This window comes from Synechocystis sp. IPPAS B-1465 (genome assembly GCF_003015225.1).
GTDB lineage: Bacteria > Cyanobacteriota > Cyanobacteriia > Cyanobacteriales > Microcystaceae > Synechocystis.
Window position 1 is genome coordinate 1,069,654 of record NZ_CP028094.1, and the last position, 15,097, is coordinate 1,084,750.

At 47.8% G+C, this 15,097-nt stretch carries 13 protein-coding genes and 1 tRNA gene; 6 read left to right on the forward strand and 8 right to left on the reverse strand.

Annotated features, from left to right (window positions below):
* Window positions 1–12: 12 nt before the first annotated feature.
* From C7I86_RS05045 to C7I86_RS05055, 3 genes are all read right to left on the reverse strand, one after another.
* Window positions 13–2,049 carry a c-type cytochrome gene (locus C7I86_RS05045; RefSeq protein ID WP_010872179.1) on the reverse strand — a complete coding sequence of 679 codons (2,037 nt, stop codon included), beginning with the start codon at window positions 2,047–2,049 and terminating at the stop codon, window positions 13–15.
* Window positions 2,050–2,080: 31 nt separating this feature from the next.
* Window positions 2,081–3,265, reverse strand: a complete 1,185-nt coding sequence (locus C7I86_RS05050) for a cupin domain-containing protein (RefSeq protein ID WP_010872180.1) — start codon at window positions 3,263–3,265, stop codon at window positions 2,081–2,083.
* A gap of 161 nt (window positions 3,266–3,426) precedes the next feature.
* Window positions 3,427–5,976 (reverse strand): glycogen/starch/alpha-glucan phosphorylase, encoded by a 2,550-nt coding sequence (locus C7I86_RS05055; RefSeq protein ID WP_010872181.1) that lies wholly within the window; start codon window positions 5,974–5,976, stop codon window positions 3,427–3,429.
* A gap of 186 nt (window positions 5,977–6,162) precedes the next feature.
* Between C7I86_RS05055 and C7I86_RS19375 the strand changes: the two genes are divergently transcribed.
* A complete protein-coding gene (locus C7I86_RS19375; protein WP_255345284.1) occupies window positions 6,163–6,297 on the forward strand; it encodes a hypothetical protein in 135 nt (44 codons plus the stop codon).
* Window positions 6,298–6,342: 45 nt separating this feature from the next.
* Complete coding sequence (locus tag C7I86_RS05060; protein ID WP_020861606.1) at window positions 6,343–6,801, forward strand: hypothetical protein; 459 nt, start codon at window positions 6,343–6,345, stop codon at window positions 6,799–6,801.
* Between the two features lie 19 nt (window positions 6,802–6,820).
* Here C7I86_RS05060 and C7I86_RS05065 read toward each other — a convergent pair whose 3' ends face one another.
* The 3 genes from C7I86_RS05065 to C7I86_RS19490 all read right to left on the reverse strand — a co-directional run bounded on the left by C7I86_RS05065 (window position 6,821) and on the right by C7I86_RS19490 (window position 7,970).
* Window positions 6,821–7,366, reverse strand: coding sequence for a Uma2 family endonuclease (locus tag C7I86_RS05065; protein ID WP_010872183.1), 546 nt, complete (start codon window positions 7,364–7,366; stop codon window positions 6,821–6,823).
* A gap of 147 nt (window positions 7,367–7,513) precedes the next feature.
* Complete coding sequence (locus C7I86_RS05070) at window positions 7,514–7,759, reverse strand: DUF2442 domain-containing protein (RefSeq protein WP_020861608.1); 246 nt, start codon at window positions 7,757–7,759, stop codon at window positions 7,514–7,516.
* A gap of 109 nt (window positions 7,760–7,868) precedes the next feature.
* Window positions 7,869–7,970, reverse strand: a complete 102-nt coding sequence (locus tag C7I86_RS19490; protein WP_197525961.1) for a DUF4160 domain-containing protein — start codon at window positions 7,968–7,970, stop codon at window positions 7,869–7,871.
* Between the two features lie 131 nt (window positions 7,971–8,101).
* Here C7I86_RS19490 and C7I86_RS05080 point away from each other — a divergent pair, with 131 nt between their 5' ends.
* The 4 genes from C7I86_RS05080 (at window position 8,102) to C7I86_RS05095 (ending at window position 12,488) form a co-directional block, all read left to right on the forward strand.
* A complete protein-coding gene (locus tag C7I86_RS05080; protein WP_010872184.1) occupies window positions 8,102–8,959 on the forward strand; it encodes a Na+-translocating NADH-quinone reductase subunit B in 858 nt (285 codons plus the stop codon).
* A gap of 44 nt (window positions 8,960–9,003) precedes the next feature.
* Window positions 9,004–10,848, forward strand: a complete 1,845-nt coding sequence (locus tag C7I86_RS05085) for a serine/threonine protein kinase (RefSeq protein ID WP_010872185.1) — start codon at window positions 9,004–9,006, stop codon at window positions 10,846–10,848.
* A 193-nt stretch (window positions 10,849–11,041) separates the two neighbouring features.
* A complete protein-coding gene (locus tag C7I86_RS05090) occupies window positions 11,042–12,043 on the forward strand; it encodes a CHAD domain-containing protein (RefSeq protein WP_010872186.1) in 1,002 nt (333 codons plus the stop codon).
* A gap of 190 nt (window positions 12,044–12,233) precedes the next feature.
* Window positions 12,234–12,488 (forward strand): thylakoid membrane protein, encoded by a 255-nt coding sequence (locus C7I86_RS05095; RefSeq protein ID WP_010872187.1) that lies wholly within the window; start codon window positions 12,234–12,236, stop codon window positions 12,486–12,488.
* A gap of 156 nt (window positions 12,489–12,644) precedes the next feature.
* On the opposite strand, the gene C7I86_RS05100 is transcribed toward C7I86_RS05095, so the two are convergent.
* Window positions 12,645–12,718 (reverse strand) — tRNA-Met (locus C7I86_RS05100).
* A 65-nt stretch (window positions 12,719–12,783) separates the two neighbouring features.
* Window positions 12,784–15,063: a single-stranded-DNA-specific exonuclease RecJ gene (gene recJ, locus C7I86_RS05105; RefSeq protein WP_010872188.1), complete on the reverse strand. Its 2,280-nt coding sequence runs from the start codon at window positions 15,061–15,063 to the stop codon at window positions 12,784–12,786.
* Window positions 15,064–15,097 lie beyond the last annotated feature (34 nt).

Consider the following 15,097-nt stretch of genomic DNA (forward strand, 5'->3'; position numbering starts at 1 on the left):
GACCTAAAACCATCAATTCTGGCGTGATCCGGGCCCTTCCGGTCTTGGTTGACCATCAATGTAGGTAGCTAAATCCCAGGCCTCTTGATCCGTCAACACTCCATCAAATTGATAGGGCATATTACCGTGGATAAATTCTGCCAAAGTATTAATCCTCGCCATCCCCGCTTGGCGATTGAAGGAATTGGGGCCCCATAGGGCTGGGCGATAATAGGTGTCACTGCCATAGCGACCCTGGCCCAACGCACCGTGGCAAAAAGCACATTTCTGCTCAAAAATTGCCTGGCCTTGATTTGGATTCCCCGTCAGTTTGGCAATGGGGGGATAGGGGGTTTTGGGCAAATCGATGTTCAATACCTCTGCCTGTTCATCCAGCCACTGCATATAGCTGATAAAAGCTTGGAAATCGGGACTATCGGCGGTAATGGTCAGAGGTTTGCCGTTGAGGCTATGTTCAAAACAAAGATTGATCCGTTTCTGTAAATTGATGGTTTCTGGATATTGATATTTTTTCATCATGCCAAACCAGGAAGATGCTTTCGGATTAGCCCCGGCATTGAGGTGACAACTAGCGCAATGAAGCTTGGCAGTGAGCACAAATTCTGGCATTTCCTCATAGGTTTCGGTCGTTAATTGATAGCCCCGCAGAATACTATTCCAATGCTGATTATCCCAAGCCGTTACCGGTTCATCGGGGGGAGAAACAACTTGAGGATCAATTTGGGTCGGGAGGGCATCGGCAAAGGTAAAACTAAAATCCGCCGAAGCAAATTTTTTGACATTACTACTCCGGGCCATGGCGTGGCATCCCATACAGGAAGATGTCCCCTGGATATAGGTTTCCATGGTGGTATTGGCTAACAGGGCTGGTAGAACGTGAAAAACGGTGTCGGGGCTTTTATCCGCCGCTGATTTGGGGATAGCCCATTGAGCATTGATTAATTCATAATTGGCCCAAACGGAATCTTTTAACCCTGCTTGTACAAGGCGGTTAAGCTCGGCAACGTTATCCACTGCTTTGGTGGGTTGACTGCAATCCGGGTCTTGGTGGGGAATAGGAGTTCGGCGAGTGACTTGGTTGGGAACACCAAGAATGGTTTGTTTGTTGGTCAAGCAATTAACGCACCGATCGCCGTGGAAGGAGAAAACGGTATTGGCAGAACCACTGTGGTTTAAACCGGGGACATTATCCACCTGTTCATAGGTGGACCAAATCCACTGGGGCGCACTGGGAGTTTTATACATAATGTGAAATCCCACCAAACCCATCTGTTGCAGTTGATATTTCCCTGTGGTTAAATCCTGCACATAGGCCGGTACATTGTGAAAACGGCCGGATTCCTCCGGGGTAATTTCCCGCCAAGCGGCCTTAATTAAAATGGAGCCATCAGGGGCATTAATTTCGGGTAAAAGAGCCTGTTGTTCTGGGTTGTAAAGTTTATTTTTCACCACATAATCAAACAACACCTTATTCATGCGAATTTCATAGCGCACCACATTGCCCCACTGATCGGTCAAAGTTCCGGGCAATGCCCCATCAGCTTTGGTGGGTTGAAATTCATCATTGAGTACTTCATCCACCTTGCTTTGACGAAATAAAATTTTCGTTCTTCCATCTCCTTTCAAACCATTGGGTAAAGGTTCATTACTATTCCATGGCTGCGGCACTGCGCCATTGGGCAAATAAACTTCGCTGGTTTCTTTCCAGGTTTCCCACACCCTTGGGCCGGGAGCATTGATGGCTAAATTTTTATCCGGCACTCCCCGATCGCCGTCGCCAACTATAGCGGGCCAGTTTAGGGCAATGAATTCTTGCCAAGCAAAGGTATCCACCGCCCGTTGGACAACATTGAAATTCTTTTGCTTGAGTTCCCCTTCCACGTCTGCCGGTAACTGCCAACTGATGGCAAGGGGAGATAATTTGGCATTACAAACCCCAGGCAAAGTAATAGTAGCAACGGTTTTAGAGCTTACTGGAGTTACCAGGGAAAAAAACAGCACAAAAATAATCACAACTAGGGCATAGGCCGTAATTCTTCCTATTTTCATGCCATTATTCCCCCTTGGTAGTTATCAATAATTATGGTTGGGTTGGTAGAGAAAAAATCGTGTCTTGCACTGGTAACTTTTTAGTTAATTCCGGCGAAATTTGGAAAGTATTCCCCAACACCGAGCTAGGATTGCTAGCTAACCAAGTACTCAGATCAATACTTTGATAATCCCCATCATTGAAAACCACCACAATATCCAACGGCTTTTGGGAACTGTTGCGGATGGCATGGCCATAACCCTTGGGCACATAGCCCACATCTCCCTGCTGGAGACGACTAACGCTGGCTTTACCTTCGGAAGCAAAAACGGTTAAATCCATCTCCCCATCGAGCACATATTGCCACTCGTCCGCGTTGGGATGCCAATGGAGTTGACGCATGGCTCCCGGTTCTAAATGAATTAAAGCGCCGGTCATATTAAAACTGCCGGGAAATTCCTTGGCGCTGGCTAGCCTCAATTCGTTGCCACCCAGGGAAACTAGGGGTTGTTGCCCCAGGAGATTATGGGTGTGGGGAACTTCAATTTTGGCCGTTTGCCCCTGGGGAGTTGCGCTAGCCAAGGGGCCAGAAGCCGGGCCGTAGGAGGAAATGTAAACCTGTTTTTTGGGTAATTGGGCTACCTGGGCCGCCGTCCAACCTAAATTTTCTTCCACCCAGGCGATCGGAGTGTGGGAAAGCCAATCAGTAACGCTAAAGGTTGCCCCTTCAGAAAAGGTGCCGTCGTTGAATACCAGCAAAAATTTGGCAGTGTCGGGACCAATGCCCTCAATGCTGTGGCCCCAACCCCGGGGAAAATACCAAAGCCCTCCTTTGTCCACATCGGCAATTTCCACTTTGCCTTCGGGACTGGTGAGGGTAATCCGGGTTCTGCCTTCCATGACATAGGCCCATTCCGCCGCGTTGGCATGCCAATGTAATTCCCGAATCGCTCCGGGCTCCAAGCTCATATAAACCCCCGCCATCCCCTTGCTGACGGGAAAGTTATAGGTACCCACCTGTTTAGTGGTGCCGCCGTCGTAAAGCACTAGGGGAGTTTTGCTAAAGGCATAGGTAAAAGCTGGTAAATCCTTACCCCAAACCACGTTGGAGAGCGATCGCCATTGTTCACTTTGGGCAATGGTTGGAGTAAAAATCCCTAAAAAAGTTATCAGTAAAACACTCAATCCTACTAGTAAAAACCGCCGTCTCAACCATCCTATTACCGAGTTGACCATGGTGATACTGGAATAATCACAATCCAGTGATAAAAGGTGACGAAAGTTGTCTTTATCTGGACGGTAAACGAAGATTGAAGGGCCAGTAACAGTGTCTTAACAAAATGTAACTGATGCTCAGGACTGGGTTTTTACAGTGCAATAGAGGCAGGTTAAGGTAACTATTTATTAGGAGAAATTAACAAACATTGACCATCGGGACAGAGGTCTTCTAATTCAATTACCACGGGTTTGATAGCCCAGATGTCTTCGGCGTATTCCCGAATAGTGCGATCCGAGGAAAACTTACCCATGCGAGCCACATTTAAGATGGCCATGCGAGCCCAGTTTTCCTGATCTTTATAGGCTTCTCCCACTTGGTTTTGACAATCCACATAGGCTTGGAAATCGGCAAATACAAGGTATGGGTCTTGACCCAACAAGGAATCCATTAAGGGGCGAAATAATGCTGTGTCACCATGGGAGAAAAAGCCAGAATTAATCAGATCTACCACAGCTTTTAAGTTGGCATTATTGTTGTAATATTCCCAAGGTTGATAGCCTTCCGCCAAGGTTTTTTCCACTTCTGGAGTGGTGAGGCCAAAGAGGAAAAAGTTTTCTGCCCCCACCTCTTCTCGAATTTCAATATTTGCCCCGTCCAATGTGCCAATGGTTAAAGCTCCATTCATGGAAAATTTCATATTGCCGGTGCCGGAAGCTTCTTTGCCAGCGGTGGAAATTTGCTCGGAAAGATCAGCGGCGGGATAGACCCTTTGGCCAAATTTAACGTTATAGTCCGGCAAAAAGATAACTTTCAGGCGATCGCCAATGGTGGGGTCATTATTAACTACATCTGCCACGGAGTTGATCAGCTTGATGATTAATTTAGCGGTAAAATAACCGGGGGCTGCTTTACCACCATAGATAAAAGTACGGGGTGTAACATCCAGATTAGGATTATTTTTAATCTGCAAATAAAGATGGATAACGTGGAGAATATTCAAATGTTGCCGTTTATATTCATGGATTCGTTTTACCTGCACATCAAACAGGGAATCGGGATTAACCACTAAGTCAGTTCTGGTGTGGATATAGCGAGCTAAATCCTGCTTAACTTCCCGCTTAACTTTGCACCAATCCTGTCGGAATCCAGCCAAATCAGCAAAGGGTTCCAGTTGTTTTAGCTCGTCTAAATTTTTAATCCAGCCATCACCAATGCGGGAAGAAATTAAGTTACTCAGGCGGGGATTACTGAGCACCATCCAGCGCCGGGGGGTAACGCCGTTGGTTTTATTGCTAAATTTTTCTGGCCAAAGTTCGTAAAAGTCTTTAAGAATAGTCTCCTTCACCAGTTGACTATGCAACGCCGCCACCCCATTAATGGCATGGGAACCCACCGTGGCCAGATAGGCCATCCGCACCGACTTTTCTCCTGCTTCGTCAATGATGGATAACCGGGCCAGGCGATCGCCATCGTTGGGATATTTCATCCGTACTTGATCTAGGAAACGTTGGTTGATTTCGTAAATAATTTCCAAATGGCGGGGTAACATTTCGCCAAACAGGGGCAAAGACCATTTTTCCAATGCCTCCGGTAGCAAAGTGTGATTAGTAAAACCAAAGGTGGCTTCGGTAATGGCCCAAGCCCGTTGCCATTCATAGTGATGCTCATCCACCAACAGACGCATCAGTTCAGCCACCGCAATGGAAGGATGGGTGTCATTCATCTGCACCGCAAAATGTTCGTGGAAATTCTCCAGGGTGGGATTGTCCGACAGGTGAATGCGAATCATGTCCTGCAAAGAACAGGAAACAAAAAAGTATTGTTGCGCCAGCCGTAACTCTTTCCCCTGAATCTGTTCATCGTTGGGATAGAGCACTTTAGTGAGATTTTCCGAGGACATTTTGTCCTGCACTGCCCCGTAATAATCCCCCACATTAAACCGTTGAAAATCAAAGGATTCCGCCGCTTCCGATTTCCACAGGCGCAAATTATTGGCGGTGCTGACTTTGTAGCCCAAAATGGGAGTGTCATAGGGAATGCCTTTGACCAAACTGCCGGCAATCCAACGCACCCGATAATTACCTTGGTCATCGGTGTAGGGTTCCGTATGGCCCCCCAGTTTGACTAACACAGCGGATTCAGGACGGGCAATTTCCCAAGGATTACCCAGTTGGAGCCATTTATCAGTGATTTCCACCTGCCAACCGTCTTTAATTTCCTGGTCAAAGATACCGAATTCGTAGCGGATGCCGTAGCCGATCGCCGGAATTTCCAACGTAGCCAGGGAATCCATAAAGCAGGCGGCCAAACGACCTAAACCACCGTTGCCCAACCCCGGTTCTTCTTCAATATCAATTAACTCATCCAAGCTCAACCCCGATTCTTCCACCGCCTGTTGCACCGGCTCCCATAGCCCTAAATTAATTAGGTTATTACCCAAATGGGGCCCCAGCAAATATTCCGCCGACAGATAGCACACCACCCGATTGTCACAGTTGAGATAGGTTTGGAATGTATTTAACCACCGTTGCAGGAGGCGATCGCGGATAGTGTAGGCCAGGGCCATATAACAATCGTTTTTAGTGGCAATGGCGGGAAATTTACCCTGGAGATAAAACAAATTGTCTGCCAAAGCCCGCTTGAGGGTTTCCACGCTCAGACCAGTGCGGTCATCCTCCACCTGAATGAGGGGATTGGTGGTGTTAAAAGCCATGGGAAGGTGCTCCATTAATGCTGTGCCTTTCCCTTATAGTGTCGGACCAGAATTAAAATTTGGTTACCATTGCTAACTTTTGTATGACTTCTTAACAAAACACCGAAAAAATAACAAACCGCTAGGTTGCAGAGATACAGGTTCTATCCCAAACGGTGACCCCTTAAAATGGGGAATAAGTAGGCTAAATCCTAAGTAATTATGGCGACAACAGCGGATGAAGTGTGGCAACTCCTGGGAGAGCTAGTCCAAGTCCAGAAGGAACAAAGAGAAGAATCGGCACGAATGCGTCAAGAGGCTGATCGCCGTTCTCAGCAAATGGATCGCCGGTTTTAAAAACAACGGGAGGAGTCAGAGCGAAGATTTCGAGAAACAGAGCGTTTGCTGAAAGAACAAAGCCAACGGGTAGATGAACAAATAGGAAAATTGGGCAACCGGCTCGGGGAATTTGTGGAATCCCAGGTGCGGCCGGCGGCGGTGCGATTATTTCGAGAATGGGGCATTGATGTCCAAGAAATTTCCTCTGATGTATCTCTTCAGACCAGTCAAGATGGCATTGAAATTGATATTTTGGTGGTGAATGGCACAGAGGCGATCGCCATTGAGGTGAAAAGTAAATTAAGCCAGGATGATGTGGATGAACACCTGGAAAGATTGGGTAAATTTAAGCGACTTTTGCCCCGTTATCAAAATTTTAATCTTCTTGGGGCAGTGGCAGCCATGGTTATTCCGGGTGATGTGGCTCGCTATGCCTATAAAAAAGGGTTATTTGTAATTGCCCAATCGGGGGAAGATTTGGTCATTCTTAATGATGAGAAATTTAAACCCAAGGCCTGGTAAAACACCCAAATTTTCATCGTTAGCGTTGTCGGGTCATGGCCATTACGTCATTAACAGTCAAAGTCAAAAGATTGTCTAACGTGGGTGGATTTTCCAGTCCCTGATAAATTAAAGGTAACGATTCCTGATTCCAAACCCAGATTTGTTGACGATAAATATCAATGAGCCAAGCGAGTTTTGTCCCATTAGTCAAACAATGCAGAATTTTGGTTTGCAGGCTAAGAATATTTTGATCGGGGGACAGAATTTCGATTAACCAGTCCGGCGCTCCCTTCAATGGCCCGTCTTCCTCCGCCAGGAGATTGCTTTTTACAACGGCAATGTCAGGTACGGGGGAAAATGGGGGCACAATACAGCGCAATTCCTGAATGGCCTCATAATCCCTGGTTTGTGCATTAATGACGTTGACCAGATTACGCTGTAGGCGGGAATGAAACAACGTCGGCATGGGTTTCTGCTGGGCCTGCCCCCGGATAAATTCCCAGGCTGGGGAAGCCTCAATTTCTGCGCGTTGTAGAAACAGATCGAGATTGTCAGTGAGCAGAGGTGACTGCATTATCTGCACAGCCCAAGGGAATAGGTACTCCAAATAAACTTAGTATAATCTCCCCCCAAAAGAATGCCTAGACAGACTTTTTCTGCTTAGCAATAAATTCAGCGAGTTTGGCTTGATTGCGTTTTTTCTTCCACCAAAGTCCTCGGTCAGTTCATCCTATCCTAGTCTTCCTTCTAAAATGCCAACAACGGATAAGTCTTCGTCTAAGCTTGCCCAATGGAGTCCCGTTCCGCCACAAATCAATTTAACCTCCGCTAACTGTTCCGAGCTTGCTTTTGCTAATCGTTTATTTTTGTGAGCAGGAAAACGAATCTCCCGTTCATCCTGTAGGCGAACACAAATCCATCGATCTTCAACCCATACCCTCTCGGCTTGAATAGTTTGTTCAGATGCCAAAAACATTGTGCCACTTGCTCCTGATCAAATCTAGATTATCAACAATTAATTTTTCTGCTCTAACAATTTGTTTTGTTTTTAGGCTTTTAGCATAATCCAGCTCAACGGGTTCGATCTAAAACTTGGCATACCCACCTCCGTGCCTAACATGGACATGCATTGGCTCCTGGCCTTCGTTGGCATAAAAAAAGAAGACATATCCCTCTGCTCTGAAGATTTATGGCATTGAACCTGTCGGGGAGGCGTTTCTAGGCGTCACCCACTGCCCTCATTTTATGCTGTCCTTGGTAGGTTTCAAGGCTCCCAAATATCTTCTAAGATGAAAATACTTTTTTGCCAGGAAAACCCATGCTGACTGTCCACCGTGATGCCCGGGATTACCAGATTATTTTTCTCTGTAGCTTTTTGAGTTTGGGGATATTGGCCCGGGACTGGAGTTTAAGCCCCCTGGTGATCGCCGTTGTTTTGGCCACTGCCCTGACAGTGCAATCCTTATTCACCATTAATCAACAGGGCAATTTTAGTCGGTGGTTTTCCCTCGATACCTGGCAGAGTTTATGGAGACATCAAGGTTGGAAAAGTGCTTTGATTACTGGCTTAGGTCTTTGTCTATTACTCCGAGCCAACCATTTATCCACTTTGATATTGGCGGCTAGTTTGGCGATCGCCAGCAAATTTTTGTTGCAAGCCTGGGGTAAACATTGGTTTAATCCGGCTAACTTCGGCATTATTGCCGCTCTGACTTTAACGGGGGATGCGTGGGTTTCCCCTGGACAATGGGGCACGACTCTCTGGTTGGGAGCAGTTTTCCTGGCTGCGGGGGGTTTGGTGTTGGGTAAAGTGGGACGATGGGACACATCAATAATGTTTTTGGCGGTTTATGCCGGGTTGGATTTAGCCCGCAACGCTTGGTTAGGTTGGCCGCCGGAAGTTAGTTTCCATCATTTGGAAAATGGCAGTTTACTGGTGTTTGCCCTGTTTATGCTCACCGATCCCCGCTCCATTCCCAATGCCCGCTCTAGTCGTTTAATCTGGGCTACGGCGATCGCCATTTTTAGCCTAATTTTGCAATATCACTTCTACTTGCCCACTGCTTTGTTCTGGGCCTTGTTTTGTCTTTCGCCCCTGACCGTATTGCTAGACCGTCAGTTTCCCGCCCCTCGTTTTCAATGGTGGCAGAAGAAGAACCCTGTACCGTCAAATTAAGCTAGGATGTGCCATCGGCTGGATAACTTGCTTCCTTTCCCCCAATGACCCCATCCTTGTCCCTGGGCCAACGCCTCGATGACCGTTACCTGATTCAACTGCATTTAGGACAAAATTCCCTGGGTCAGCAGTATCTGGCCCAAGATACCCACCGCTTTGATGAACCCTGCACCATCACGGTTTTAACTGCGCCCCCCGGGGACAAAGCCGGCAATTTGTTTAAGCAACAGGCGGAAATACTCTACGCCCTCGACCATCCCCAAATTGCTAATTTCCGGGAGTTTTTTGCCCTGGGGTCAGAGCTTTATCTAGTACAGGATTTTATCGAAGGACAATCCTATTTCGATTTGCTCAAAGACCGCCGCCTTCAGGGGAAAGCTTTTACGGAATTGGAAGTACGCCAATGGTGCCGTCAACTGCTACCGGTTTTACACTATCTCCACATCCAGAAAATTTGCCATGGCCAGATTAGCCCCAGTAGTATAATGCGCCGTACAGTGGATGGGCTGCCAGTGTTGGTAGATTTTACTCATAGTCAATATTATTCCGGTACTCCAGGGGAAGACCGACGAGATTTACATGGTCTAGGCCTGGGGGCGATCGCCTTGCTGACGGGGGAAGTTAACCCTAACCCACCTTGGGAAAACCTGTTGTCCTCCGTTGCCCTCAGTCAGGAATTTCGCCAGTTATTGCTGAAATTACTAGCTTGGCCGCCCCTGGTGGATTGGCCTACTTTGACGGACAATCTGAACAACTTGCCCCAGCATTTTTTGCCTACAGTGGCTGAGTTTAACCTGACGTCCACCATACCAGAGCAAACTGATAATGGCGTTGGTAAATCTAGCACCGGGGAACCCCCTTTCCCCACAGTCCATCAGTCTCCTGAATCTTCTTCTTCCGCAAAAGTAAAAAATATGGTCCGAGTCGATGGGTTAAAGGGGCTAGTCAAAAAATCATTCATCTTACTGGGCTTGATGGCGATCGCCATGGCCCTAGGCTGGGGAGCAGGGCAGTTATGGCTAGATAATCAACAACGGGCGGCGTTGGAGAAATTGGCACAGGAAGAACCGGGGGATGATGTGCCGGAAAAAACCGATTTGGAGATTAAAAATGAAATTCGGGCCCGCCGACTAAATTTAGGCATTTCTCCCCAACGATTTCAGACCTTGATGGACGATGGTTTAGCTTTTCAGTTGGGTATTGACCCCCAGCAAAGGTTGGAAAAGAACCCCAATACCAATGGTGCCCCTCTGAGCCTCGGCTCCCCAGAGCAACAGATGGCCATGACCATCACTGTGTTGGATGCCTTGGAAAGTTTGAGTCGAGAAGCTACGAGGGATTTTGCCCAAAACAATTCCGGCGATCGCCGCCGCTGGATTCCGAGGGTAAATCAATTGCGCCTCAGCAGTCGTAGTTTTTACGATTTGGTCAATGCCCGTTTCCATCACTATTTACCCATGGTCAGCCCTGCTTTATTGGGGGAACCGGAATTTGAGCAACGCCCCCTGGCCCAGGTATGGAATGCCATGGCCTTTGACAGCTTGGCAAGCCTGGAGGATGAAAGCCATTACCAAAGACTGAGTTTTGACGATACCAATCAGCTCAACCTCAATGGCACCCTGGAGCCAGGAGAAGGCTATGCCTATGCTGTTACCATTCCCCCCACAGAGGAGTTCAGCCTACAATTAACCGCCCCTCCCACCGCTCGAATTTCCTTCTATCCCCCCACCGGGCCGGAGGTAATTCTGCAAAATTCTGCCATGCACCGCTGGTCTGGCCCCACTGACCAAGCCGGTTATTACGAGTTGGTAATCACATCGGTAGCGGAGGAGCCGATCGCCTTTGAACTGGAACTCAGTATCATTCCCGCCAGTGCTCAACCATTTTGAACCGATGTGGAATAATCAATTTTCCCTTGGATGCACACAAAATATCGCCACAACAGTAAACGACGAATCGGGAGAATTTTCCCCAGAACTTGCCTGTCCAACCAGACTTCTTAACCTATTCATAATCTTGTCAAAGACCCAAATTCCTATCCTACGATGGAGACAACGGAGCATTTAGGGTGATTTATTTGACATGGAAACAACACATAGCTTTGGCGATCGAGCAGTTTTCGCCTTCGGGAAACACACTGGAAAAATTTTTAAATATGCCCCTAGGGTTTTAAAAGATCAAGACCCAGAGGATCTGCATCAGTTGCGGGTGGGGGTACGACGGTTAAGAACGGCGGTCATTGGTTTTATGCCAGCCGTGCAATTACCCCAGGGCATTACGGAAAGAAAAATCGGAAAAATAGGTCAACAGTTGGGAGTGCAACGGGACAATGATGTTTTGCAGGAAATTTTGCTCCATAAATATTTACCCCATTTACCAACATCGGAACAAGGTTGTTTGGAAAAAGTTTTAAAACGTTTACAAAAGGAGCGAAAACAGGCGTTTAAAGCCACCTATAAATTGTTAACCCACGACAAATTTACTCAATTTAAACAGAGCTGGGAAATATGGCTAGAACATCCCCACTTCACTAGCCTCGGTGGTTTGGCGATCGCCGATGTATTACCTGATTTACTTCTGCCCCAACTGAGCCAATTTTTTCTTCATCCCGGTTGGTTGGTTGGTACAGAAATTGACCCCGATACTAACAGTTCAAACCGACAACGTCGCTGTATTGACCTCAGTCCTACCGCCATTGAAACTTTGTTAGACGGGGAAGAATCAATTTTGCACGATTTACGTAAAGAAGCAAAACGCACCCGCTACCAAATGGAGCTATTTAGCGATTACTTTGGGGAAGAATATCAACAATTATTAGCCCAGGTAAAAATGACCCAAGAAATCCTCGGCAATTTGCAAGATAGCTTCGTTTTGAGGGCCATGGTGGAGCAGTACCTGGATGTAGACCTAAAGCAACTCTGTCCCCAATGGAGTGCTATTTTCCATGGCGATCGCCTGGGATATTGGGACCAATGGCAACCATTGCAGAGCCAGTTTATCGACCCCGTATATCGTCACCACTGTCGTCAACTGGTGCAAAATCCCCTTGTAAACAGTGACCAGCCAACTTCTAGCAACCTTTAAAGTTGGTGCCTGATGGTTTCCCAAACTGACAAAGCAATCATCCTCGCCCCGGGTTAGGGAATTTACGATGGTCTGGAGACGCCATTATGCTTGGGACACTCTTTAGCATCTATGGTTTAGCTTCTTTTGAAATCTGGGCTGCCACTACAATTAATCCAGGGGCGCTAGTACCTCCGCAAAAGGAGACTCCATGACTAACAATGACAATATTCGCTTAGAGCAGATCTCCGAAGATCTTGAAGCTCAAAGACATAGCTTGAATGAACAGGGGCAACGCCTAGACCGAATTGAAACGATTCTTACTAACCTAGTGACAGAAATTAAAATCTATGACAGCAAACTAGATACTTACCAGAAAGCTTCCCAGCAAATTGTCAATATTGCCTTTGGCCTTTTGGCCACCTCGGCCCTCGCCATAATCATTCCCGCCGTTCTTAACCGCTAAGGTTGGCGTACAACTCCATGGAGTTGCCACGGGAAAAATCACCTTGCCATCAAGGGTTAGTGAGCTTTATTTCTACTCCCCATGCTCGACTAACTCAGAAAACGGAAAAACCCTGAAAGCCCATAACATCCAGGTAGAAAAACTCTAAACTAGAAATGGCTCGGGGCGGATTTGAACCGCCGACCTTGGGCTTATGAGTCCCCTGCTCTAACCAACTGAGCTACCAAGCCTTGTCTGTTTCTCCAACGGACAGTTAACAATGATACACTAAATTCCCAGCATCGCAAAATAATTTTCATGGCTTGTCGGGTACGGTGGCCAAAAGCTCGGGGGTTAGGGACACCTGGCTGAAATATTGCTTTTGGAATTGTTCTTCTGCAATTAAAGTTTCAATTTGGCGGACCAAAGCTTTCGGCCAAGCACTGCCTGAGTTTAACGCTGGGCCGTACTCTTGGATTAGGACCAGAATTTGACTTGCTAAGCCATGGCTAAAATCCCATTGTTTTTGCAAGCTGAGGGGAGAAAGTTGGGCCGTTTCCCGCCCATGCCATTGGGCTTCTAGTTCGGCCACTAAGCTACTAGGGCATTGGGGTAAGAAATGATAATCCAACACTAGGGGTTGCTGGGCGGCGATCGCCTGTTGGTAGGCCCGGCGCAATTCTGACCAACTGCTGGGACAGGTGCGGAGGACATGACCTTGGGGAGAAAGATCCTGGTCTGGGGCATGGGGGGAACGGCGGTCAATTAAATTGGTACTAGTTTGACTAGGGGCAATTCCTTGGGGTTGATGTAAGCGGAAATCGATCAGGCGCACTTCATACTGCCGGTCGTAGGTGTTGAAGTCTAATTCCACCACCAGATCCAACGGTTCATTTTGGGGCAGTTCATCGGGATGGTGGCCCCACCAAACCCCAGGGCATTGAACAACTTGGCCATCGTCATCGGTTTTAGGCGGATAGTCCGTTACCCGAAAGCTGGTTTTTAGGTAGGACACTTTATTACCAGTGCGGTCTTTGATATTGCGAAAGCTGGGCCTCCCGACTTGCACATTTTCCAGTAGTAGTTTGGGTGCGGGGTTACCCATGCCATAGGGTTCAAGCAAATTAAATTCCCGAAAGAGGTCCTGTCCTAAATCTGCCACCTTCACTTGGAGATCCACTGCCAGAATCGGATCCAAGCTGATCTGGGCTCCGTAGCTTTGCCAAAACTGTTGATTGACCGCTTCCGTGAACAACGGCAATTTATCCAAAGGCAAGCTCAAACCGGCGGCAAAGGGATGGCCTCCAAAGCCCAGCATTAAATGTCGTTGACTGTGCAGTAGGGCATAAAGGTCAATGTTGGCCACAGAACGGGCTGATCCTTTGGCAATTTTCCCATCTTGGGTGTTGAGCAAAATGGCCGGACGGCCACAGGTTTGGGCTACATGACTGGCGGCTAGGCCCAAAACCCCTGTAGGCCACTGGGGATCGGTGAGTACTACTACCCCGGTGGTGGATAGGTCAATGTTTTGGAGTCGTTGGTCAATTTCGATAATGACAGATTTCTGTAATCCCTTGCGTCTACTGTTGAGGGTTTCCGCTTCGGCCGCCAATTGGTTACAAACTTTTGTGTCCCGACTGGTGAGTAGTTCTACTCCAAAGCTAGCATCCCCTTTAATGCGACTGATGGCGTTGATGCGGGGGCCAATACCAAAACCAATGTCTGTGGGCCGATCGCCGTTGCGATTGCAAAGGTTAAGTAGGGCATGGATGCCAGGGCGGGTGGCAGTGGCTGGATCTTTTTGGGTACGGAGTTGGGCAATGCCCCGTTGGGCTAGGTAACGACAATCACCTTGCAGGGTAACCAAATCGGCAATTAGACCGATCGCCACTAAATCTAGTAAATCCTCCAAGGGTTGTTGGGGCACTGTGGGATATTGGTTGTAGAGAGCTTCCACCAACTTAAAAGCCACTGCTACTCCGGAAAGGTTAAACAGGGGATGGCCATCGGCAAAGTAACGGGGGTTAATAATGGCCACCACCTCCGGGCGATCGTCTGGCAACGTATGGTGGTCGGTGACAATTACATCCATGCCCAACTGCTGGGCATAGACAATTTCGTCCAAATTTGTACTGCCAGTGTCGCAGGTGACAATTAACTTTGTACCCTGGGTTGCTAAGCGTTCTAGTCCCGGTCGGTTGAGGCCGTGGGACTCCCGTAAACGGTTAGGGATGGTGTAGGTCAACTGGCTATCCTGGGGAAAAAATTGCCCCAATCCTTCCCATAACACTGCAGTGGAAGTAATGCCGTCGGCATCGAAATCCCCCCAAATGGTGACTTTTTCCTTCTGGGCCATGGCCTGGCCCAACCTTTGTACAGCCCATTTCATTTCCTGGCCAAATTCCCAAGGGCTGGTGGGAGTATAACAATCCGGGGAAAGAAACCCACCCAACTGATCCGCTGACTGAATGCCCCTTTGCCACAGTAATTGGGCGGCAAATTGACCGCTGGATTGGCCACAATGGCGACGCACCTGTTCGACAAAAATAGCCGGGGGAGTAACAGGGGGAATTAACTGCCAACGAAATTGGGCCATGGTTAGAGAATTGAAAGGGATTCCATACTAACTT